The sequence below is a fragment of the Collinsella sp. TF11-5AC genome (assembly GCF_003436775.1).
In the GTDB taxonomy this organism is placed as follows: domain Bacteria; phylum Actinomycetota; class Coriobacteriia; order Coriobacteriales; family Coriobacteriaceae; genus Collinsella.
Genome location: NZ_QSQO01000005.1, coordinates 11,106 through 33,742 on the forward strand (window position 1 = coordinate 11,106; position 22,637 = coordinate 33,742).

The 22,637-nt window shown below is 58.1% G+C and carries 16 protein-coding genes, 1 tRNA gene and 1 rRNA gene; 1 reads left to right on the forward strand and 17 read right to left on the reverse strand.

Translation table 11 applies throughout. The features are described 5' to 3' along the window. Positions 1-125: 125 nt before the first annotated feature. From DXD16_RS03720 to recJ, 17 genes are all read right to left on the reverse strand, one after another. A 16S ribosomal RNA gene (locus DXD16_RS03720) occupies positions 126-1,631 on the reverse strand. A 535-nt stretch (positions 1,632-2,166) separates the two neighbouring features. Continuing rightward, the gene (rplT, locus tag DXD16_RS03725) at positions 2,167-2,526 is read right to left on the reverse strand and encodes a 50S ribosomal protein L20 (protein ID WP_006234421.1); all 360 of its coding nucleotides are present in this window, start codon (positions 2,524-2,526) and stop codon (positions 2,167-2,169) included. A 46-nt stretch (positions 2,527-2,572) separates the two neighbouring features. After that, positions 2,573-2,764 carry a 50S ribosomal protein L35 gene (rpmI, locus tag DXD16_RS03730; RefSeq protein WP_006234422.1) on the reverse strand — a complete coding sequence of 64 codons (192 nt, stop codon included), beginning with the start codon at positions 2,762-2,764 and terminating at the stop codon, positions 2,573-2,575. A 32-nt stretch (positions 2,765-2,796) separates the two neighbouring features. Next, positions 2,797-3,366 carry a translation initiation factor IF-3 gene (gene infC, locus DXD16_RS03735; RefSeq protein WP_006234423.1) on the reverse strand — a complete coding sequence of 190 codons (570 nt, stop codon included), beginning with the start codon at positions 3,364-3,366 and terminating at the stop codon, positions 2,797-2,799. A 432-nt stretch (positions 3,367-3,798) separates the two neighbouring features. Then, positions 3,799-3,885 (reverse strand) — tRNA-Leu (locus tag DXD16_RS03740). Between the two features lie 39 nt (positions 3,886-3,924). After that, the gene (locus DXD16_RS03745; protein WP_117655165.1) at positions 3,925-5,358 is read right to left on the reverse strand and encodes a transglutaminase-like domain-containing protein; all 1,434 of its coding nucleotides are present in this window, start codon (positions 5,356-5,358) and stop codon (positions 3,925-3,927) included. A 355-nt stretch (positions 5,359-5,713) separates the two neighbouring features. Then, positions 5,714-6,580: a class II fructose-1,6-bisphosphate aldolase gene (gene fba, locus DXD16_RS03750; protein WP_035137086.1), complete on the reverse strand. Its 867-nt coding sequence runs from the start codon at positions 6,578-6,580 to the stop codon at positions 5,714-5,716. Between the two features lie 188 nt (positions 6,581-6,768). Continuing rightward, a complete protein-coding gene (locus tag DXD16_RS03755; protein ID WP_117655166.1) occupies positions 6,769-7,689 on the reverse strand; it encodes an AEC family transporter in 921 nt (306 codons plus the stop codon). Continuing rightward, positions 7,689-9,122: a glycoside hydrolase family 1 protein gene (locus DXD16_RS03760; RefSeq protein WP_117655167.1), complete on the reverse strand. Its 1,434-nt coding sequence runs from the start codon at positions 9,120-9,122 to the stop codon at positions 7,689-7,691. Before DXD16_RS03760 ends, DXD16_RS03755 begins: the two co-directional genes overlap by 1 nt. Before the next feature lie 66 nt (positions 9,123-9,188). Continuing rightward, entirely contained in the window at positions 9,189-10,652 is a 1,464-nt protein-coding gene (locus DXD16_RS03765; RefSeq protein WP_117655168.1) for a glycoside hydrolase family 1 protein, read from the reverse strand. A 97-nt stretch (positions 10,653-10,749) separates the two neighbouring features. Beyond that, the gene (locus DXD16_RS03770; protein ID WP_117655169.1) at positions 10,750-12,060 is read right to left on the reverse strand and encodes a PTS sugar transporter subunit IIC; all 1,311 of its coding nucleotides are present in this window, start codon (positions 12,058-12,060) and stop codon (positions 10,750-10,752) included. 96 nt (positions 12,061-12,156) lie between these two features. Beyond that, on the reverse strand, positions 12,157-12,465 hold the full coding sequence (locus DXD16_RS03775; protein WP_117655170.1) for a PTS sugar transporter subunit IIB: 309 nt from the start codon (positions 12,463-12,465) through the stop codon (positions 12,157-12,159). A 63-nt stretch (positions 12,466-12,528) separates the two neighbouring features. After that, the gene (locus DXD16_RS03780) at positions 12,529-12,849 is read right to left on the reverse strand and encodes a PTS lactose/cellobiose transporter subunit IIA (RefSeq protein ID WP_117655171.1); all 321 of its coding nucleotides are present in this window, start codon (positions 12,847-12,849) and stop codon (positions 12,529-12,531) included. A 12-nt stretch (positions 12,850-12,861) separates the two neighbouring features. Then, entirely contained in the window at positions 12,862-14,790 is a 1,929-nt protein-coding gene (locus DXD16_RS03785) for a BglG family transcription antiterminator (protein WP_117655215.1), read from the reverse strand. 119 nt (positions 14,791-14,909) lie between these two features. Beyond that, positions 14,910-15,590, reverse strand: coding sequence for an MBL fold metallo-hydrolase (locus tag DXD16_RS03790; protein ID WP_117655172.1), 681 nt, complete (start codon positions 15,588-15,590; stop codon positions 14,910-14,912). A gap of 84 nt (positions 15,591-15,674) precedes the next feature. Next, positions 15,675-18,035: a bifunctional (p)ppGpp synthetase/guanosine-3',5'-bis(diphosphate) 3'-pyrophosphohydrolase gene (locus tag DXD16_RS03795; RefSeq protein WP_117655173.1), complete on the reverse strand. Its 2,361-nt coding sequence runs from the start codon at positions 18,033-18,035 to the stop codon at positions 15,675-15,677. A 15-nt stretch (positions 18,036-18,050) separates the two neighbouring features. Continuing rightward, positions 18,051-21,338, reverse strand: coding sequence for a single-stranded-DNA-specific exonuclease RecJ (gene recJ, locus DXD16_RS03800; protein ID WP_117655174.1), 3,288 nt, complete (start codon positions 21,336-21,338; stop codon positions 18,051-18,053). Between the two features lie 276 nt (positions 21,339-21,614). Between recJ and DXD16_RS03805 the strand changes: the two genes are divergently transcribed. Continuing rightward, entirely contained in the window at positions 21,615-22,613 is a 999-nt protein-coding gene (locus tag DXD16_RS03805) for a bile acid:sodium symporter family protein (protein WP_117640564.1), read from the forward strand. Positions 22,614-22,637: the final 24 nt, after the last annotated feature.

The window sequence follows — 22,637 nt, forward strand, 5'->3', positions numbered from 1 at the left end:
GGTACGCGGGTGCGACCCCGGGGACCGGGTGCTGCGGGGACATATCCTGGCGGACATCTACCGGACGGGCTCCTGCCCTCTATTCGAGTTAAAGTGTTTTCTCTCTAGAAGAAGTATCTCCCTAGAAAGGAGGTGATCCAGCCGCACCTTCCGGTACGGCTACCTTGTTACGACTTCACCCCCCTCACCCTCCACACCTTCGGCGCCTCCCCCCTCTCGGTTGGGCCGGCGACTTCGGGTGCAGACGACTCGGGTGGTGTGACGGGCGGTGTGTACAAGGCCCGGGAACGCATTCACCGCGGCATGCTGATCCGCGATTACTAGCAACTCCGACTTCATGGGGGCGGGTTGCAGCCCCCAATCCGAACTGGGGCCGGCTTTCCGGGATCCGCTCCCCCTCGCGGGGTGGCATCCCTCTGTACCGGCCATTGTAGCACGTGTGCAGCCCAGGGCATAAGGGGCATGATGACTTGACGTCGTCCCCGCCCTCCTCCGCCTTGACGGCGGCGGTCCCGCGTGGGTTCCCGGCATCACCCGATGGCAACACGCGGCGGGGGTTGCGCTCGTTGCGGGACTTAACCCAACATCTCACGACACGAGCTGACGACAGCCATGCACCACCTGTATGGGCTCCTCTCGGCCACGGGGTCTCCCCCGCTTCACCCATATGTCAAGCCCTGGTAAGGTTCTTCGCGTTGCTTCGAATTAAGCCACATGCTCCGCTGCTTGTGCGGGCCCCCGTCAATTCCTTTGAGTTTTAGCCTTGCGGCCGTACTCCCCAGGCGGGACGCTTAATGCGTTGGCTGCGGCACGGGGGGATCGTCCCCCCACACCTAGCGTCCATCGTTTACGGCTGGGACTACCAGGGTATCTAATCCTGTTCGCTCCCCCAGCTTTCGCGCCTCAGCGTCGGTCTCGGCCCAGAGGGCCGCCTTCGCCACCGGTGTTCCACCCGATATCTGCGCATTCCACCGCTACACCGGGTGTTCCACCCTCCCCTACCGGACCCAAGCCGCGGAGGTTCCGGGGGCTTCGGGGGGTTGAGCCCCCCGCTTCGACCCCCGGCCTGCCGGGCCGCCTACGCGCGCTTTACGCCCAATGAATCCGGATAACGCTCGCCCCCTACGTATTACCGCGGCTGCTGGCACGTAGTTAGCCGGGGCTTCTTCTGCAGGTACAGTCTTGACTCTTCCCTGCTGAAAGCGGTTTACGACCCGAAGGCCTCCGTCCCGCACGCGGCGTCGCTGCGTCAGGGTTCCCCCCATTGCGCAAGATTCCCCACTGCTGCCTCCCGTAGGAGTCTGGGCCGTGTCTCAGTCCCAATCTGGCCGGTCGGTCTCTCAACCCGGCTACCCGTTGTCGGCACGGTGGGCCGTCACCCCGCCGTCTACCTGATGGGCCGCGGAGCCATCCCCTCCCGTCGGGGCTTTAGCCGGGGTGCCATGCGGCACCCCGGGGTATCCGGTATTACCCGTCCTTTCGGGCGGCTATCCCGGGGGAGGGGGCAGGTTCTCCACGTGTTACTCAGCCGTTCGCCACTCGCTTCCCTCCGGAGAGGGGTGCCGTTCGACTTGCATGTGTTAGGCGCGCCGCCAGCGTTCATCCTGAGCCAGGATCGAACTCTCCGTCCAAAATATATGGGCTTCGAGCCCGTCCGGTCCTCTCAGTCCATCGCTGATCGGTTCCGTTCGATTCATATGGTTCTGTATAGGAAAAGGAATTTCTCGGGGCCGCCTCTCGGCGGCCTTGCGAAAAACAAATCCAAGTTAGACCATTTCAAATGGTTCGATGTCTGCCCGGATGCGACACATCTGATGTGTCCATCCTCGCAGTATCCGGTTCTCAAGGTGCACGCCTGCGCGGCTGATCCGGTCCGACCGGGCCGCGCGGCAAGGAGATATATTGCCAGACCGCGAAGCCCTGTGGGACGTCAATTCCACTCTTCACAAGTCCTACACAACATATTGCTTTCTATAGGTAATAGAAAGACTGGTGCGGATCTTCCGCACGTATCAGATGATGACCCTTTGGTTCAGGAATATATAGAGATCGGTCACCTATAAGTGTTTATCTACCCGCGCTTTTAGCAATGTAAACCGCGCTTCAGATAAAAAGAGGGAGCGCCGCGCACAACGCGACACTCCCCTAGCGATTCAAGAGAATCTATTAGGCCTCTAGAGCCTTCTTGGCGATGGTGGCCAGCTCGTTGAAGGACTCGATGTCCTCGTAAGCCATCTGAGCCAGGACCTTGCGGTCGAGCTCGATGCCGGCAACCTTCAGGCCGTGCATGAACTGAGAGTAAGAGATGTCGTTCAGGCGAGCGGCAGCGTTGATGCGGGTGATCCAGAGAGAGCGGATCTCGCGCTTCTTGTTGCGGCGATCACGATACTGATACTGCAGGGAGTGCTGGACCTGCTCTTTAGCATGCTTGTAAGTACGCGAAGCGGCACCGTAGTAACCCTTCGCACGGTGCATAACGGTACGGCGCTTCTTCTTGGCGGCAACAGCGCGCTTAATACGTGCCATGTTCTATCAACTCCTAGACGGTAAAACGAAAAACGGGAACGCGAACTTAGGCGAGACGCGACTTGATGACCTTGCGGTCGGCAGCGGCGATCTCGGTCTCCTGACGGAAGCCACGCTTACGCTTGGTGGACTTCTTGCTCAGGATGTGGCTCTTGAAAGCCTTGGCGCGCATAAGCTTGCCGGTGCCAGTCTTGCGGAAACGCTTCTTGGTGCCGCTGTGGGACTTCATCTTAGGCATGAAATACTCCTTAATCGGTTACAGAACACTAGTTACTTGGTATCGCTTGCCGCTTTATCCTCATCGAAGGCGCCCTTAATCGGGGCGAGCAGCATAAGCATGTTACGGCCTTCCATCTTAGGCTTGGACTCGACCGTAGCGTAAGGCTTGAGATCCTCGGCGAGACGCTCGAGAACGTTAAGACCCTGCTCCGGGTGAGCCATCTCACGGCCGCGGAACATGATGGTGATCTTAACGCGTGCGCCCTTCTTGAGGAAACGCAGAACGTGGCCCTTCTTGGTCTCGTAGTCGCCAACGTCGATCTTGGGTCGGAACTTCATTTCCTTGACCTCGACCTTGGACTGGTTCTTACGAGCAGCCTTGGCCTTCATGGCCTGCTGGTACTTGAACTTACCGTAGTCCATGACCTTGCAGACCGGCGGCTCCGCGTTGGGAGCGATCTCGACTAGGTCGAGACCCTGATCGTCGGCGACGCGCTGGGCATCGCGGATGGCGAACAGGCCGAGCTGAGAGCCATCGACGCCAATCAAACGACACGAAGATGCAGTGATCTCGTCGTTGATGCGGGTGTCATCAGACTTAGCTATTTTCCCTACCTCCATTCATAAAAAAATAACCCGGCGCTTCTCAGCAACCAGGTCGTACACATAGACTTCCTCGATTTGAGGAAGGGAATCTAAGTTGTATGACCAGTCAGCTGCTCATTGGCGCCAAAAGGTGGGAACCCTCGGGTTCCTCTTTAAGGCATTGCGGGGACAACGCCTTGGCGATAATAACACGTACCGCGCGTTATCACATTACGTACACGAAAAAGGGAGCCTTGACCCCCTTGAACGTCCACTTGCATGTATGGTGCCCGAGGCGAGACTCGAAGGGCCTTCGCTTCGCGAAGCCCCGGGCTTCGGGCGCATGGCGCCCTCGCCGCGCTCCGCTACAAACAGGCCACAGGCCTGTTTGCTTAACGCTCCGCGCGCTCACGCGAGTTCGGCACGAAAAAGGGGGCCGCAACCCCCTTGAACGCTCACTTGCATGTATGGTGCCCGAGGCGAGACTCGAACTCGCACGTTGTTGCCAACGGTGGATTTTGAGTCCACTGCGTCTGCCAATTCCGCCACTCGGGCACGCAATGCGTGAGTTAGTTTATCACAGCTTTCTACCGATTAGTCCGAAAATGGAACTTCGAGCATTTCGATGAGTTCGACCGTGCGGAGCATCTCGCGCCGACGGCATCCGCGACCGTCGACCGAAGCCTCACCCATCTGGTTATCGTAAGGGTCCTCGCGCATGCCGTCGAAAGAGGGCTCAAACTCTGCCTGGAATCGATTGTTGGCCACCATACGCCACGGGTCGAGATTGCCAAAGTAGTGACGGCGGCGCCACTCCTCCCCCATCCTGCGAGCAGAAGACCCAAATGATACGTCGGCGTTGAGCCAACCGGTCTGCGGCGTATAGAACTCTGCCCAGTCGTGCGACCCCACCGAATCGGGCGTAACATACAGGCCGCTCTGCCAACGGGCAGGCACGCCCGCGATACGGCACATGGTGATAAACGTGAGCGCCATAACGCCGCAATCGCCGCGGAGCGAATGCGCGCAGTCATCGGCAATAGATCCCAAAAGCAAGTACGGCGGCTGATAGCGATAGTCGATATGCTGCGTCAGGTAATCATAGATAGCACGGGCGCGATCGAGCGGATCCTCGAGCCCGTCAATGACACGGGCCGTCAGCTGCTGCAGATACGGCGTGAATGCAATGTGCGGACGGTCCTCGGAGGTGTCCACGGGCAGTGGCACGTCCATGCAAGGATGCACCGGAAGCGCACCCCCATAGACATCACGATAAGCGGCATCAATTTGATAGCGATAGGTCACCGAGAATGAGCGCTCACTCGAAGAAGACCACGAGGCGGTACGCGCCGAAGCATTCGCGGGGGCAACAGCACCCTCCGGCGTCATATCGAGAACCTCGATATGAGACTGTTGACGACAGGCGGCGGCAACGGGTAGCCACGAGCGAACAGTCTCTCCCTCCAGAGCACCAGGAACAGACACGCATGCCTTGAGCGTAATGGCGCGAGACAGCCCGCCTTGCGATTCCATCTCCTTAAGCATCTGATTGCGCAGCGCCATACCATCCGTAGAATCGGGGCGCAGACCCGGAACCTCCTTGGGATACACGCGCAAAGAATCAAGGAAGTTGTCGAGAACGAACAGCTCGCCATCGATAAAGCGCCAGTCAATACGCTTACGATTAATCAGGTCATCAAACTGCTCTTCGATAAACTCTGGCCACTCCTCGCGAATCATCGCAATAGCCTGATCGCGCGACACCGAAAAATGAAGCGGCGTCTCGAGCATGCGATACCGCTCGGCACGAACACAAGCAGCCAGCGAAGGCTCGGGGTTCTGCTCCAAAAGGCGATCGCAGGCAGCAACAGCCTGCGTCAAATACCCGGCATCCTTAAGACGAAGAATCTCGGGCGGCAGTCCAACATCGAGATGACGAAAGTCATCACAGTGAACATCAGCAGAGCAACCAACTGGGCCCTCGTCAATAACCTTCCCATCCGAAGGCAGCACATTAATAACAGCCATACCAAAACTCCAAGTCACTAGAACGCTTGAAGCCCATTGTAGCGAGATAAAAAAGAAAGCCCCAATTAAGGAGCCCCCAACACTGATAAACGGTGCCTATAAAAAATGAATTCAGCCCAGTAACCCTGCGGCGTTAAACGAAGGAAGCCCCGTCCCCCGGAGCTGTTTCCTTGGCGCGACTTCTGGCAAAGCCAGTAGCCATCTTAATTTAGCCCAGTAACCCTGTAGCGAGTTAACGAAGGAGGCCCCGTTTCCCCGGAGCTGATTCCGTCGCGCGACTTCTGGCGAAGCCAGGTGAGCGCGAGGGAAACAGCGTAGGGGAAACGGGGCCTCCGGCGGGAAGTTAAACCGCTACTTACGCCTTGTTGACGGAGCCAAACTCCTCCATGAGCTCCTTGGTGCGGGCAACGATGTTGTCGCGACCAGGCTTGAGGAGCTTGCGGGGGTCAAAGCCCTTGCCCTGCTGATCCTTGCCAGCCTCGATGTACTCGCGAACGCCCTTGGCGAAGACGAGCTGCAGGTCGGTGTTGACGTTGATCTTGGAGATGCCCAGGGAAATGGCCTTCTTGATCTGATCCTCGGGGATGCCGGTGCCACCGTGCAGGACGAGGGGCAGATCGCCGGTCTGGGCCTTGATCTCGCCCAGACGCTCGAAGGAAAGGCCAGCCCAGTCGGCAGGGTACACGCCGTGGATGTTGCCGATACCGCAGGCGAGGAAGTCGACGCCCAGGTCAGCGATCTGCTTGCACTCAGCAGGATCAGCGAGCTCGCCGCTGGAGGTCACGCCGTCCTCGGTGCCGCCGATGCCGCCGACCTCGGCCTCGATGGACATGCCCTTGGAGTGGGCAAGCTCAACGAGCTCCTTGGTGCGGTCGAGGTTAAGCTGGAAGGTCTCCTCGTGAGAGCCGTCATACATGATGGACGTGAAGCCGGCCTCGATGCACTTGAAGCAGTCCTCGTAAGAACCGTGATCGAGGTGAAGGGCGACGGGAACGGTAACGCCCGTGGCCTCGACGGCAGCCTTGACCATGTCGGCGCAGACCTTGAAACCGCCCATCCACTTAGCGGCACCAGCGGTGCACTGAAGGATCAGCGGAGACTTGGCCTCCTCGGCGGCCTGGAGAATAGCCAGGGTCCACTCGAGGTTGTTGGTGTTGAAGGCACCGAGACCGTACTTGCCGGCCTCAGCCTTCTTGAGCATGTCTGCTGCGTTGACGAGCATAAAAGAAACCTCCTGTAAGGTTGCTCCGATAACGCCTGAGATTTTACCACGGCGCACCCGGGCATAAACGTTCGTTTGTTCACGAATATGGGTACTTTAGCGATTTTTTATACCGCCTGCCGCCTCAGAACGGCCGTTGACGAGTTTGGGGGGTTGACGTTATTGTCAACCCCCCAAATACCAACCAGCTATACGATCACCAAAGACGCGAGCTCAAGCATGATGGGCATGGCGACGAGCGACAGAATCGTGGACAGCGTCACCAAACCGATTCCAAACTTATAGTTGCCGCCGTATTTCTCGGACAAGATGGCCGCGAACGATGCGACAGGTGCACCGAGAGCGATAAGCATCGTGAGGCGAACCTTGGCATCAATCCACGGGAAGAGCGCCAATATGCCAACAACGATCGCCGGGATGATGACGAGTCTCACCAAGCTAACGAGATAGGCCTTTTTGCTCGTAACGACAGCGCGCATATCGCTCTGCGCCAAATAGGCTCCAAGCACAAGCATCACTAGGCCCGTATTGAGCGCACCCAGGTCATCGAGAATCGTCGCCATCAACGCGGGCGGATGGATTGAAAAGAAAAAGCAAACAAGACCAATCAAGATCATGATGAGATTGGGGTTAGTAATGCAGTTCTTAAAGGACATCTGGCTCTTATCACCCGAAACCAACCATACGCCATACGTCCAAATGAAAAACGTGAGGCATGAGACTCCGATGGAGAGGTAGAAGACGTATTCGGACCCGAACACGCCCATAACAATGGGAACCCCGATAAAGCCGCTGTTGGAGAAGATGGCACCGTAACGGGCGACACCATCCTCCTTTTTAAAAAACAGACGCGTGAGCGGAATCGAAATTAGTGTGACCACAACGGTAAGCACAAAGCAAAATCCCGCGTCGCGGATCATGTTGGGTTCGAAGTCGACCATAAGGGTTCTCAGCGTAATGCAGGGATACGCCACATAGATGACCACATTGGCCATCTGGCTCGTGCCCTTGCGGTCGATAATCTTCATGCGGTAGAGAAAATAGCCGATCGCCATCAGGATAAACATGATGACGATCTGACTGATAAGCGCGGCAACCGCTCCTCCCATTACAGCTCCTCGCCGTTGGTCTCAATAACCTTCTTGTACCAGTAGAAGCTCTTTTTACGCGAGCGCTCCATAGTACCGGTGCCGTCATCGTGCTTATCGACATAAACAAACCCGTAGCGCTTGGCCATCTCTCCATCGGCATTGCTCACCAGGTCGATGCAGCCCCAAGGCGTGTAGCCCCAGACCTCAACACCATCCTTGATGGCCTCGGCCATGGCCTTGATGTGATCGCGCAAGTACTCGATACGATAGTCGTCGTCGATGGATCCATCCGGATTGACCTCGTCGCAGCAGCCGAGGCCGTTCTCAACCACCATAATGGGAATTTGATAGCGCTCGTACACCTGGTTGAGCATGATACGCAGACCCATAGGGTCGATTGGCCACTCCCATGCAGTCTCCTTGAGGTAAGGATTCTTGGCGCCCCCGAGAAGGTTACCGCTCGTCTCCTCGGCAGGGTCAGTGCTTGCGCACTGGCTCTGATAGTAGCTGTGCGTATAGAAATCGACCGTACCCTCTTTGAGAATCTTACGGTCCTCGTCGGTGATATCGAGCGTCACGCCCTCCTCGTCCCAGATGCGCTGGGCAAAGTAGGGGTACTCGCCGCGCACTTGGACATCTGAACAGTAGTAGTTGCGATACTGGTTACGCTCGCGGGCAAGCTCGACGTCCGCAGGATTGGGCGTGAGCGGATAGGCCAGCATGTAGGCAATCATACAACCTATCTTGTTGTCGGGGTCGATCTCGTGCCCCGCCTTGACCGCAAGAGCACTTGCGACAAACTGATGGTGCAGCGCCTGCAAACGCTTCTGCGGGTCATCTTTCTGATGGCGAAGGTCAAAGGAGCCCGGATTCAGAATGCCGAGACTCATGTAGTTGCCAAGGGACATCATGCCGCAATTGATCTCGTTGAACGTGAGCCAGTAGCGACACTTGCCCTTGAAATGCTCCATGACGGTCTTGGCATACTTCACGTAGCAGTCAATAGCCTCGCGCGAAGCCCAGCCATCGACTTTCTGGCACATGGCAAAAGGCATCTCGTAATGACTCAGCGTCACGAGCGGTTCGATGCCGTACTTATGGCACTCGTCCATCACGCAATCGTAAAACGCAAGGCCAGCCGCGTTGGGCTCATCTTCGAATCCCGTTGGGAAGACGCGAGGCCAGTTCATCGAGAAACGAAAGACCTTGAATCCCATCTCGGCGAGCAAGGCGATGTCCTCTTTGTAGTGATGGTAGAAATCGACACCATCGTGACAGGGATAGAGCTTGTTGGGGTCGAGCTCGGGCGTGATCTCGCGCGGGTGGTGATGGTTGCCGTTAGTGGCCATATCCATGCAACTCGGACCCTTGCCGTCTACGTCCCAGGCTCCCTCGAACTGATTGGCAGCAGTCGCGCCGCCCCAAAGAAAGTCTTTTGGAAAAACACCCATGGTCGTCCTCTTTTCTATAGGAAACGGGCCGTCATCGCGACGGCCCTCACACTTGTTGAATGAAAGCTAGTCGAGGTCAGCACCGTTGGTGGCGATAACCTTCTGGTACCAATCGAAGCTCTTCTTCTTAGAGCGTGCATAGGTACCGTTGCCCTCATTGTCGAGGTCAACATAGATAAAGCCGTACCGTTTGTCCATTTCGCACGTCGACATCGAGACCAGGTCGATGCACCCCCACGGGGTATAGCCCATCACGTCGACACCTTCCTCGATAGCAGCGCCGATGGCCTTAATGTGCTCACGGAAGTAGTCGATGCGATAGTCATCGTCAATCGTGCCGTCTTCGTTGACCTTATCGTAGGCGCCAAGACCGTTCTCGACGATAAAGAGCGGCTTATGGTAGCGGTCCTGCATATCGATCAACGCGTAGGTGAGGCCATCGGGGTCGACCTGCCAACCCCAGTCAGAAATGGGCAGGAAGGGGTTCTTGACGCCGGTAGCAAGGTTTCCTCCGACTTTCTCGCGCTTGTCCGCATCAATGGAGTCAACCATCGACATGTAATAAGAAAACGAGACGAAGTCGACCGGATACTGCTTGAGAATGGCCTCGTCACCCATGCCGAACTCGACGTGGATGCCCTTGCGCTTCCAATAGTTGAGCACATGCTGCGGATACTCGCCAAGTACCTGGACATCGCTATAGAAGTAGTTATCGCGGTTGTCCTTCTGCGCAAGCAGCATGTTTTTGGGATTGCAGTTCTCGGGATAGGTGAGGGTGCGCGTGACCATGCAGCCCATCTGAGCACCGGGAACCATCTCGTGCAGCATCTTGGTGGCAAGGGCGCTCGCCACAAACTGATTGTGCACGCACTGGTAGATAAGCTCCTCGCGCTTATCCTCGGGATAACGCTCGGTGCAAACGCCGATCGTGGTCCAGGGGTGGCGGAACACAGAGTCGATCTCATTGAATGTGAGCCAATAGGTAACGTACTTTCCAAACTCGCGGAAGCAGACTTCGCAGAAGCGCAAGAAGAAGTCGATGACTTCGCGCTTGCCCCAACCATCGTAGTGGTTTGCCAAATAGAGCGGCATCTCGTAGTGGTGAAGCGTCACAAGTGGCTCAATGCCCGCATCCTTCATGGTGCGGAACAGGTCGCGGTAGTAGTCGATGCCGGCCTGGAGCGGCTCTTCCTCTGTACCCGTGGGGAACAGGCGAGTCCACTGGATGGATACGCGCAGCGTCTTGAAGCCCATCTCCTGGAAAAGCGCAATGTCCTCCTTGTAGCGATGAAAGAAGTCGATGCCGTGACGCTTGGGGTACACGTGGATATCGGTCGAAGCCTCGGCCTCCTTGATCTGTTCGTCAGTGATGCCGTGAAGGGCCGCGTAGTCCTTTTTGTCGACCTTGGGCTTATAGGTGGTGCAGTCGGCGACCGAAAGGCCCTTGCCATCCACATCCCAAGCACCCTCGCACTGGTTGGCGGCAGTGGCACCGCCCCACAAAAAGCCTTCTGGGAACACGTAGCTCATAGTTATCTCCTTAGTTAAAAAGAGGGGCACGGCGCTCCCGTGCACCGCGCCCCTCGAAGTTACAGGCATATTATCGGACAGCCGATAGGTGTAGCCATTAGGCCTGAGCAGCCTCTTCCTGCTCCTTCTTGGCCAGCTTGCTGTTGGCGAGGACGAAGGGGATCCAGATAAGGACGCCCACGACGAGCTCGACGACTTGGACCACAACACCCTGCCAGCCATGGCCAACAAAGGCATTAAGCAGGATGGGCACACCAAAGGGCACGTCAACGGTGTTGCAGGGAAGGAAGCCGATAGAGGTGGCGAACATGGCGATGGCGACGCAGATACCGGAACCAAAGGCAAACGGAATCGCGTAGATCGGGTTCAAGACCAGAGGGATACCGAAGACGACGGGCTCGGAGATGCCGCAGATGCCAGGCAGGAAACCGAGCTTGGCGATAGCCTTTTCCTCATCGCGCTTGGAGCACAGGAAAATAGCGATGATGAGGCAGAGGGTCATACCGGCGCCACCGGGAGCAACGAAGCAGTTCCAAAAACCCATGGTGAACGGAGAATCGGGCATGGTGCCAGCGGCAAGGGCGGCGGTGTTGGCGGCGATTGCGGCATTGAACATGGGGTTGCGCACCGGGGAAACAATGAGACCGCCATGGATACCGAGAACCCAGAAGAGCTGGGACACGACAACGATGATGACAACGCCAGCCGGAGTCTTGAAGGCCGCCTCGAGCGGAGCCTGCATAAGGCCGTAGATCCAATCGTTGATATAGGAGCCGGTAAGGGCCTGGAAGCCAAGGCCGAAGATAGCGCTCACGACGAGGACAATAAAGACCGGGATCATAACGTTGAAGGACTGGGAGATACCAGAGGGAACCGAAGGAGGCATCTTGATCTTGATCTGGTCGATCTTAGAGAGCCAGCAGAAAAGCGAACCGAACACAACGGCCGTGATCATGCCGACAAAAAGACCCTGAGCGCCCATCTGAGTGGTAAGAAGACCAGACACCGGAGCCTCGAGAGCCGTGCCGGCACCGTCGACCTTGATAGAGGTGCAAATCATGGAGATGTAGGCCGCCACGGAGACGAGCGCCGTCGGATACTCCGGAGCCTTCTTGGCACGGGCCAGGTAAAGGCCAATCAGGAAGGTGATGGGCACCGTCATGAAGGACATGGTGCAGTAGTTGATAGCGGAAAATGCCGGCTCAAGCCCCGCGAGCGCGGGCACCCATTGTGCAAGCCCCGTCGTGGTGGAAGAGACCAACGTCTTGAGCAGCGTGCCCATAGAACCCACGATAACGAAGGGCATAAACGCGGTAAAGGCATCCTTAATTGCGGAGAGATATACGTTGTCGCCTACTTTTTCTGCGACAACCATCATCACATCTTCGAATTTCTCGGAGAAAGCCATATGATGTACCTGCTTTCGAAAGTTAATGACGTGCTTTCGGATGTAGACCGCTGTCGAGTGCTAGTCGCACAGCGGCGATTTTGGGCTATTGAGCCCTTATGCCTTGGCGACCAGGTCCTCCGCCTGCTTGAGGACCTTGGCGCCATCGCAGCTGCCGTAGGCAACCGGATCGATTACGGCAACGGGAGCTTTGCCGTCAACGACTTTGGTGAGCTTGCGCTGAAGATGGCGGACCTGCGGGCCAAGCAGCAAAACGTCAAAGTTTCCGAGTTCCTCGGCAACCTGGCCTTGCTCGACGGCCCAAATCTTGTAATCATCCTTGCCCTGGGCCTTAGCGGCCTCCTCCATCTTGCTCACAACGAGCGAGGTGCTCATACCAGCACAGCAAGCCAACATGATGTTCATAACGGACTCCTTTCAAAAGCGCTCATCTTGGGCGCCCGATTGACCAAACTCGGTATTTTAGGGTTACTTGCCCTCGTACTTATCGCGATAAAGCTCGATAAAGCGCTCGGCAAAATCACTCGCCATGATGGCCATCGTCAGATGGTCTTCGGCATGGATCAAGATGATGTTGATATCGACGGTATTGCCGTTCGCTTCAGCCTGAGTGAGCTCGAACTGCATCTTGTGGGCAGCGCTCATCTCGGACTGCGCCTCGGCGAGCTGTTTCTCGGCCTCTTCGAAATCGCCATCATGGGCGGCGTCGATTGCCATGAGCGCGGCGGACTTGGCGTTGCCCGCATGCAGGATGATTTGAAGGGCATTTTCATATTTGCTCTCGTCCATCGGTGTCTCCTTCTACTCGTTGTTGTCTGTTTTTCCATACATATTCAAAAGCTTGACGACGGTCTCCCATCGTTGGTTGTCGACAAGCCCCTGGATAGCCTCTTTGCTGGTAAGCATCTTGGCCATACTGCGGTAGAAACGGTCAAGCTTCTTGTCCTTAGCCTTTGAGACTGATACTAGAAAGACCGCCCGCACCGCTTGCCCGTTCCATTCGACCGGCTCGCGCAGCAGTCCAACGCAAACAAACGTCTCGTCCGTCACGGCCTTGACCGAATGGGGCATGGCGACCTGATTGCCAAAACTCGTCTGCGCGAGTTCCTCGCGACGCATGACCAGCTGCTTAAACTCGTCAGGCACGTTACGCATGGCGGCGACCTGCTCGCATAGAATTGAGATGACCTCGTTCTTGTCTGCAGCGACCATATCGGAGACAAAAAGGTCAGCCGAAAAATAAGGTGCAAGGTCACCGGTAACATTTGCACCGGCAAGAATCTCACGAACATCGTGCATATCATCGGCATCGAGAAAGAAGCTCACCTCGCGCACGGGCACCGGAAGCGCTCGATGCAGGGGCACCGTGGTAAAAACGTAATCGATACCCGTCATATCAATACTGTCGACATGGGAGGCATCGCAGGTCACAATCTTGTCCACGAGAGCACCGAACTCTTGGCGGTATCGGTACTCAAGGAGCTTGGCGCTTCCCTGTCCGCTCGCGCACACTACGAGGATATTCTTACGCGGGACCTCGCTCTTCTGGCGCTCAAGCGCCAAGGCGAAGGCGAGTGCGATATAGCCGATCTCGTCATCCGAAAGACGACTACCGTAGTGCTCGGCAAGGATGACCGACGAATCGAGTGCCATCGAATACGCGAGCGCGAATCTCTCCTTGATATCGGCAAGCAGCGGATTATCGATATGCATGCGATATTTGAGACGCACGGCAAGCGGAACGATATGACGCGCGAGGTTCATGCGGAGCTCAAGATCGCCGCGAAAATCAAAGTGATAGGAATCCCAGATGCACTCGAGCATCTCAGTGACCACATCCCAAACCTCGTCGGAAATTACGAGACCTTCATCTGCACCGTCGGAACTAGCATACAGAGATTGCTTTCCCGCAAGGTGAATGGCGATGTAGGCAACCTCCTCCTCTGGGAGCCGAATGTCGAAAGCTTTCTCGATACGCAAAGCCACACAACCGGCCACCGCAAACTCGCGCGCTGTACGCAGCTTCTCAATATGTTCGGCTTCGAGCGGGACGTAGCACTGCTCGCGGATTCGCCAAATGGCGACCGCGATATGAACCAGCAAGTTTTGATAGGCCGCTGAGTTGATTTGGAAGCCTTCCTCGGCAATGACCTCATTCACACAGGTGGCAATCGTGTCGAGGGTCACCTGGTTCTGAGAATCGCTCTCACGATGCTCTGCAAGCTTGTCGAGCGTAATGCTTGCCAAGCAGAGGCGACGCGACATCTCCGAGCCGCTCACGCGAATCCCGTAATGAGGACGCCGTTCAAGCTTGAGATCGAACTTGGCCAGCTGTGCCTCAACCCGCTTGAGATCGCCTGAAATAGCATTGCGGGATACATAGAGGATCTCCGAAAGATCGTCCAGGGTGATCCAGTCGACGCGACTCAACAGGTCGTTCAGCAAGTACTCAACGCGCCCCTCGCTCGTAGAGGGAATTGACTTGAGACCCCCATTGGATGCATCGTCCTTGATCGAGCGGTATGCGTCGCAATCGCTGATATTGAGGGTATAACCCCCGCCACGGTGTTTATGGATATGGGCCTGAGGCTCGAGGACAGCGTTGAGCTTCTTGACATAAGTACGAATCGTGCGATCGCTCACGCCAAACTCTTCGCAAAGACGAGCGGGCGAAACATCGTGATTAGCCTCTATGTAGTCAAGTACTTTTTGAACCTGTGAATCTAACACCAACGTTTCACCTCCCCGTATCTATCCGACAATTAGAAAGATACAAGGTTTATGAAAGGTGTTCCACAATCCCGATTTCCCCAGAAGTCGGAAGTCTCTTGGGTGGAAACGGAAACTGTCTAGCGCATGAACGGGTTGCACATGAGTTCACGCGCCATAGTGGTCGAGGGACCGTGGCCAGTCAAACAAACGGTATCGGGTGGAAGCATGTGGGCGAGCTTGGAGAGCGAGCGCAGAATCGCTGCCTCGTCGCCACCGGCAAGATCGGTGCGGCCGTGGCTGCCCGGGAATAGGGTGTCGCCCACAAAGGCAATGTTCCTCTGCTCAGTGGCGGCGAACAGAACGATGCCGCCCGGTGTGTGCCCGGGCACCTCAATTACCTGCAGGCAAATGTCGCCCAGCTCAATGGTGTCGCCCTCGGCAAGCAGCCGCGTCGGCTCACCTGGATCGGGCGTCTCGATGCCCCACATCGCTCGCTGCTCCTCGATATTCGCATGCGGCACTGCTGCGTCCTTGCCACACAGCTCGTACAGGGCGTCGGCGCCAACGGCGGCCCGAACTCCAGCGACACCGCCAACATGGTCGGCGTGACCGTGCGTGCAAACGGCGCCGAGCACCTGCACATCGGGGTGTTCGGCTCGAATATGCTCCACCAAGCGCTCGCCTTCCCATGCGGGGTCGATAATCACGCACTCATTGTCCGAAATGACAGCATAGCTATTGGTCTGAATGGGACCGTTTACGAGCGTCTCGATCTCGACCGATCCCTTGGGAGTTAAATCCAAGGACACAGCACTCATGCCCCTCTCCTCTCTATAGAACTCGAGGCATCAAACGATGCCTCGAGTGTAGCGAATATCGATAATGTGGCACGTTCGTCGCGACTAAACGCGACGCTTGAGCTGAGCTCCACCCTCACCCGGCATCAGACGGCGTGCGTCATAGACCGAGTCGACACTGCTGATGGAAGCCAGCAGCGGATCCAGACCACTCGCGTCCGAAATCTCGACCATAAAGCGCAGGGTTGCAATACCCTCGCGGTTGGTCGACGTGGCGGCAGAAAGGATATTGCCGCCCGCATCGCCAATGGCAATGGTGACATCCTTGAGAAGGCCCATGCGGTCCAGGCACTCGACCACGATCTCAACCTGGAACAGGGTATCGGCAGCGCCGTCCCACTCAACGTCAATCATGCGCTCGGGGTGTTCCATAAGACCCTTGACGTTGGGGCAGTTGGCACGGTGCACCGAGACGCCGCGGCCGCGCGTGATGAAGCCCACGATATCGTCGCCCGTCACGGGGTTGCAACAATGCGCCAGACGAACCAGCAAGCCGCTGTTGCTCTCGCCCTTGACGATGATACCGTTGCTGGCGCTCTTGCCACGCTTTTGGGGCTTGCGGTTGGATCCGCGCGCGGGCTGCTTCACGACCTCGGCAATGGCCTCGGCCTTGGCGAGCTGCTCCTCGGGCTTGGGATCCAAGATCTGCTCGACTTTGTTGCCCACGGCACGCGGGGCGACTTTGCCCGCCCCAACGGCTGCGAACAGGTCCTCGAGCTGCTTGTAGTTAAACTGCTCTGCCACGGCATTGAGCGCACGCGTAGATCGCGGCGTAGAGATGCCGTACCCGCGCTTGCGCAGGTCCTTGGCCAGTATATCGCGGCCGGCGGCAGCGTCATCGTCTTTGGTCGCGGCAGCGAAGTAACGGCGAATCTTCGACTTGGCCGAAGGTGTCTTGACGATCTTGAGCCAATCGCGCGACGGCTTGGAACTCTTATTGGTCAGGATTTCAACGCGGTCGCCCGTCTTGATCTCATGCGTGAGCGGCGCGACCGCACCGTTGATCTTAGCGCCGACGCAGTGGTTGCCCACCTCGGTGTGAACGGCATAGGCAAAGTCGAGCGGCGTGGAGCCGGCACGAAGCGCCATGACCTCGCCCTTGGGCGTAAAGACAAAGATCTCCTGGTCGAAGAGGTCGACCTTCAACGAGTGCAGGTATTCCTTGGCATCGGTAATCTCATCAGACGCTGCCCAATCGAGCGAATGCTTGAGCCAGTTTATCTGGTCGTCCAGACGCTGGGCATCATTGGTCTTTGAAGCAGACGATCCGCCCGACTTCTTGTACAGCCAGTGGGCGGCGATGCCGTACTCGGCCTGCTCGTGCATCTCGTAGGTTCGAATCTGAATCTCGAGCGGACGGGCCGTGGGGCCGATAACCGTCGTATGAAGCGACTGATAGTTATTGACCTTGGGCATGGCGATATAGTCTTTAAAGCGACCGGGCATGGGGTGCCACAGCGTATGCACCGCACCGAGCGTGGAATAGCAATCGCGCACCGAATGAGTGATGACGCGCAGCGCCACCAAGTCATAAATCTCGGAGAATTCCTTGCCTTTGCGCTTCATCTTTTGGTAGATGGACCAATAGTGCTTGGAGCGGCCGTTGATCTGGAAGCCCTCCAGGCCAATGCGGTTGAGTTCATCGGTGAGCGTCTTGATAGTCTCGGCCAGATAGCGCTCGCGAACCTCACGCGACTCTGCCACCATGCGCGCGATGCGCTGGTAGGCGTCGGGCTCCAAATAGAAGAAGGACAGATCCTCGAGCTCCCACTTAATAGAGCTCATGCCCAGGCGGTCGGCCAGGGGCGCGTACACGTCCATAGTCTCGCGTGCCTTAAACAGGCGACGGTCCTCGCGCAGGGCGGCGAGCGTGCGCATATTATGCAGGCGGTCGGCGAGTTTGACGATGATAACGCGGATGTCCTTGGACATGGCGAGGAACATCTTGCGCAGCGTGAGCGCCTGTTTCTCGTCCATGCTGTCGACTTCGATGTTGGTGAGCTTGGTCACGCCATCGACGAGCTCGGCCACCGTATCGCCAAACAGGCCGGAAACATCAGCAAGCGAGGTCTCGGTATCCTCGACGGTATCGTGCAGCAGCGCGGCGCACACCACATCGCAGTCCATCTTGAGATCGGCCAAAATGATGGCCACCTCGACGGGATGGTTGATGTACATCTCACCCGAGCGGCGCTTTTGGTTGCAGTGCTTCTCGGCAGCAAAGCAATAGGCCTGCTCCACCTTAGAAAAGTCGTCCTGATTCATATATTTGAGGCACAGGCGCTCCAGCTTGTCGTAGCTGTCCGCCATAATCTCGGGCGGCAGCTCATCGGCATGCTTATAGTGCTCCATCTCCGAGAACGGCTGGAGGGTGGAATCATGGGCGGTACGGGCTGCGGCATCCATCGAGGTCCCCTTCCCCTAGGCCCGCGGTACGATCGGGCGGTTAACTTTGGCTAGCATATCAGAAGCGCACGAATCGAGCGCCCAACTCCGGAAAGCCGAGAACTCCATGCGCGAACGCAACCCCTCCAAATAGCGAATTGACCTGCTCAATTGCACACGGCCGGGGTTTTCGGCCATCGCGATGCGACGGGTGTCGTCAAACCCCGAAACGCGACAGAAACCAAGCTCTTCGAAGATTCCCAGGCCACTCTCCACCGAGCGCTCGTCGACCGGCGTGCGAGCATCGATGGCAAGGCACATCTGCGCGATGTCGATATCGCTCGCGCTAAAGGAATCGTCCCCGGTCTTGCCGCGGTTGGAGCGCCACATGGTTTGCAGCGCGCGATAGAGCGTGACGAGCTCGTCGCGCTCGGGCGCATAGCAGTCGAGTAGGCGCTCGTTAATGCGGGCGTCGCGCGACGAATAGAGCAGGTGGATCACGGCGGGCTGGCCATCGCGACCGGCGCGGCCGCTCATCTGGTTAAACTCAATCGCGCCAAACGGCATGTGGTAGAGCACGACATGGCGAATATCGGGAAGGTTGACGCCCTCGCCAAAGGCAGAGGTCGAGACGATGCAGCTGAGGCATCCGTCACGAAACGCCTCCTCTACGCGATGGCGGTCGGTGCGCGTAAGGCCCGCGTTGTAAAAGGCGATATGCGACGCGTAGTCGGGAACGCGTTTGCGTAGCGTCTTGGCAAGCACCACGGACTGATCACGCGAGTTAACGTAGATGACGGTCTTCTCCCCCGTCGCGACGATGGACACCAGGCGGTTTTCGCGGCTCGCAAGATCGCGGTCGTCCTCGAGCCGCAAGTTCTCGCGCACGGTCTCGTCGACCACCGTACGGGTAATCGGCAACACGCGGGCAAGCTCCGCCACGACCGGAGCCGTCGCGGTGGCCGTCGCCGCCATAACGACCGGATCGCCCAGGGCCTTGAGGATGTCGGGCATGTCGAGGTATGCGCTACGGTCGCCGCCCTTGGCAAGACCGGCATGATGCGCCTCGTCGATAACGACAAACCCGATACGACCCGAGCGAGCAAAGCGGTCTCGGTGAATAGACAGGAACTCCGGCGTCGTGAGCACGATGCCGGTGCGGCCCGAAGCCAGGCCGGCAAACACGTCATCGCGCGCTGCCTCCACGGTCTCGCCGGTCAACACGCCCACGCCAATGCCGAGCGCAGCCATCGTCGATGAAAGATGATAGGCCTGGTCGGCAACGAGCGCGCGCAGCGGATAGACAAAGATGCTCGCGCGACCGCGAAGGACCGCCTCGCGTGCGGCGTGCACGTGGAAAATCAGAGACTTACCACGTCCCGTCCCCATAACGGCCAAAACGCTCTGGTGGTCGGCGAGCGCGTCGAGTGCCTCGACCTGCGCGCGATGTGGCTGGTTCGAGCCGATAAAGCTATGGATAAGCGAGCGCGTGAGCTCGGTATAAGAAAGCTGGGCGAGCGTCTCGCGTTTACGCGACTCCAGGCGCGGGCCTAAGTCCGCCGGTTGCACGCCGCGACGAAGCTCGCACGCCGGATCGTCGATATTGGGCGCCGTGGTATCACGCACCAAGACATCCTTGATCATGAGCTTGGGCTTCACGCGTCCCTGCCAATGCTCGGCCACGGCCTCGAATACCAAGTCGACGGCGCTGTCGCAATTGATGAGCCTATCGATCTGCGGCACGCGGAACATGATGGCCGGCACACTCGCGGCGCCATCAGTCGCCACAAAGCGCATGTGCTCGCCGGTTTTGCCCACCACGGCGCGATCGCACATCGTCACGCCCTCGGCCGCCAACAGCGGCACCTTATTGCCCTGGCCAAACGGCTCAAGACGAGAAATCTGCTCGATAGTCTCGATATTTAGCTCGGAGAGGTCAACGGTGGCGGCAACCTCGTCAGTGTCCTCAAAGTCATCGGCGGGAAGCTCCGATAGCACGGCCGAAAGGCGACGACGGAACTCGTCGAGCTTGGACGCCTCGATGGTCACGCCCACCGCACCCGCATGCCCGCCGCGGCGAATCAGCAGATCCGAGCAGCGCTCTACGGCATCGAACAGGTTGACCTTGCCCACCGAGCGGCCCGATCCGCGTGCAACGCCGTCCTCGATCGAAAAGAGCAGCGCCGGCACGTGATAACGGTTGGTCAGACGGCTCGCTACGATACCCTTGACGCCCTCGTGCCAGCCCTCGCCACCCACGACGATTGCGCGACCGCCATCATAAGTCTCCTCGACCTTTGCCATGGCGTCGCGTGTGAGCTCCGCTTCGATCTCGCGGCGCTGACGGTTGATCTCCTCGAGCTCGGCCGCCAGCGCGCTTGCCTCGATAGGATCGCGGGCAAGCAGCAGGTCGAGCGCCAGCTTGGGATCGGCCATGCGACCGGCGGCGTTCAAGCGGGGAATGAGCGAAAACGACAGGCCATCGGCCGTAATGCTAGAGAGGTCGGCCTTGGCGAGCGCTGCCAGCGCGATGTAGCCGGGACGAGCCGTCACGCGCATCTGCTGGATGCCCTCGGCGACCAACGCGCGGTTCTCGGGCGTGAGCGGCATCATGTCGGACACGGTGCCCAGCGCCGCGACCTCTATCAGCGAACGCCAATACGACGGCTTGCCCAAACGCTCGCCCAGAACCTGCACCAGCTTGAGTGCCACGCCGGCACCGGCAAGCTCACGCGAGGGACCCTCGTCCTCGAGCTTGGGGTCGGTCAAGGGCACGCCCTGCGGCACCTGGTCGGAGGGCTCGTGATGGTCCGTGACCACCAAATCGATCCCCAGGCTCTCCAGATAGGAAACCTCTTCCTTGGCGGCAATACCGTTATCGACGGTCACAATCAGGTTGGGTTGGGCGAGCTCGTTGACGCGGTCGAGCGCCGCACGCGACAGGCCGTAGCCCTCGTCAAAGCGATGCGGGATAAACGGCGTGACGTTGGCGCCAAACGAACGTAGCGCCTCGGTCAACAGACAAGTCGACGTAATGCCGTCGACGTCAAAATCGCCAAAGACGGCGATGCGCTCGTGGCTGTGAATAGCACGCTCAACGCGGTCGGCGACGACCGCCATGCCCGGAATAACGAGCGGGTCCGCCCAGTCGCGATCGAGCGAAGGCGTCAAAAACAGTTGGCCTTCTTCGATGGATGTAATGCCGTGCGCGACCATAATGCGCGCCACCAGCCCGGGTATGCCCAAGCCAGCCGAAAGCTCCTTTTCGAGCTCGGGGTTTTGCCGAGCGACCGCCCAGCGATGCGTCGTCTTAAGCGATGACATAGGCGCCCACCCCCGATAGGGGCAGGTCGCCGCGATACCTCTCACGGTTCATAGCGATGAGTCCTCTGTGTATGCCCGCTTCGGCAGGCAGATCTGTTGAACGGATTTATTATACCGTGCAGAGCAGACGCAAATCGCCGCAGCACGCCGCGGTTTCGGTAAACGATGCCGGTAATAGCCTCGAAATATTCGAGCGTTTCTGACGCACGGACGCATGCGAGCGTCTAGCATATCCATTCAAAACGGATTCACGGGCAAAGGGAGTCACAAGCGCATATGAAGCAATGGGTTGGACTGGGCAAGTTTCTCGCGGGGCACATGCAGGTCATCGTTCCGATTTGCGTGGCGCTCGGCGTGCTCTTTCCCCAACAGATTGGCGTACTCAAGCCCATCGTTCCCACCCTGTTTGCCTTTATGACGTTTCAGGGTGCGCTCAGCAACACCTTTCACCAGGTAACCGAGGTGTTCCGCCGTCCGCTGCACCTGGTCTTGGCGTTACTCGTCTCGGCGGTGCTTATCCCTATCGCAGCCTATGCCATGGGATCGTTATTCTTTGGCTCCAACCCCAACCTTGTCTGCGGCATCGTGCTCGAGTACAGCGTACCCGTGGCAGTCACCGCCTTTATGTGGATCAGTATGTTCGGCGGCAACGGCCCGCTCGCGCTCACCATCATCCTGACGTCCTCGGTCATCTCGCCCGTCACGATTCCGCTCACGCTTAAGCTCCTGCTGGGTGCCACCGTTGCAATCGATGTTACGGGCATGATGCAGAACATGGCCTTTATGATCGCCATCCCCGCCGTGCTCGGCATCGTGATCAACGAGTTCACGCGCGGATGGGGACACGAGAAACTCTCCCCCGCGCTTTCGCCCGCCTGCAAGTTTATGATGATGGGTGTCATCGCCTCCAACTCCACCGCCATGAGCGAGTACGTGCTACACATGAATGCGGTGCGCCTGGAAGTTGCCCTCTTTATTTTGACCTTCGCCATCAGCGGCTTTGTCGTCGGCATTCTGGTCGCCCGCGCGTTGCACCTGCCGTATAGCGAGACGACCACCATGTGCTTTACCTGCGGCATGCGCAATATCTCTTCGGGCGCCGTCATCGCCACGCAGTATTTTCCCGGCGAGGTCGTGTTTCCCGTCATGTGCGGAACGCTGTTTCAGCAGGTGCTCGCCTCGGTTATCGGACATCTCTTTGAGCGACTGACCGGCGAGGAGCGCGCCAAGCAGCGCAAGCGGGTCAAGGCTGGGCGCGACGCGATGGCACGCTAGGCAGCACACTTTTCGCAGGCGCTC

What these genes read in the sequence shown, in the direction of transcription:
- infC (WP_006234423.1), bottom strand. Translation starts at nt 3,366, where the DNA reads ATGGAGGTAGGGAAAATAGCTAAGTCTGATGACACCCGCATCAACGAC.
- DXD16_RS03795 (WP_117655173.1), bottom strand. Translation starts at nt 18,035, where the DNA reads ATGGATGCCGCAGCCCGTACCGCCCATGATTCCACCCTCCAGCCGTTC.
- DXD16_RS03770 (WP_117655169.1), bottom strand. Translation starts at nt 12,060, where the DNA reads ATGGCTTTCTCCGAGAAATTCGAAGATGTGATGATGGTTGTCGCAGAA.
- DXD16_RS03805 (WP_117640564.1), top strand. Translation starts at nt 21,615, where the DNA reads ATGAAGCAATGGGTTGGACTGGGCAAGTTTCTCGCGGGGCACATGCAG.
- DXD16_RS03745 (WP_117655165.1), bottom strand. Translation starts at nt 5,358, where the DNA reads ATGGCTGTTATTAATGTGCTGCCTTCGGATGGGAAGGTTATTGACGAG.
- DXD16_RS03775 (WP_117655170.1), bottom strand. Translation starts at nt 12,465, where the DNA reads ATGAACATCATGTTGGCTTGCTGTGCTGGTATGAGCACCTCGCTCGTT.
- DXD16_RS03790 (WP_117655172.1), bottom strand. Translation starts at nt 15,590, where the DNA reads ATGAGTGCTGTGTCCTTGGATTTAACTCCCAAGGGATCGGTCGAGATC.
- rplT (WP_006234421.1), bottom strand. Translation starts at nt 2,526, where the DNA reads ATGGCACGTATTAAGCGCGCTGTTGCCGCCAAGAAGAAGCGCCGTACC.
- DXD16_RS03765 (WP_117655168.1), bottom strand. Translation starts at nt 10,652, where the DNA reads ATGAGCTACGTGTTCCCAGAAGGCTTTTTGTGGGGCGGTGCCACTGCC.
- fba (WP_035137086.1), bottom strand. Translation starts at nt 6,580, where the DNA reads ATGCTCGTCAACGCAGCAGACATGCTCAAGAAGGCTGAGGCCGGCAAG.
- DXD16_RS03780 (WP_117655171.1), bottom strand. Translation starts at nt 12,849, where the DNA reads ATGGACGAGAGCAAATATGAAAATGCCCTTCAAATCATCCTGCATGCG.
- recJ (WP_117655174.1), bottom strand. Translation starts at nt 21,338, where the DNA reads ATGTCATCGCTTAAGACGACGCATCGCTGGGCGGTCGCTCGGCAAAAC.
- DXD16_RS03755 (WP_117655166.1), bottom strand. Translation starts at nt 7,689, where the DNA reads ATGGGAGGAGCGGTTGCCGCGCTTATCAGTCAGATCGTCATCATGTTT.
- DXD16_RS03760 (WP_117655167.1), bottom strand. Translation starts at nt 9,122, where the DNA reads ATGGGTGTTTTTCCAAAAGACTTTCTTTGGGGCGGCGCGACTGCTGCC.
- rpmI (WP_006234422.1), bottom strand. Translation starts at nt 2,764, where the DNA reads ATGCCTAAGATGAAGTCCCACAGCGGCACCAAGAAGCGTTTCCGCAAG.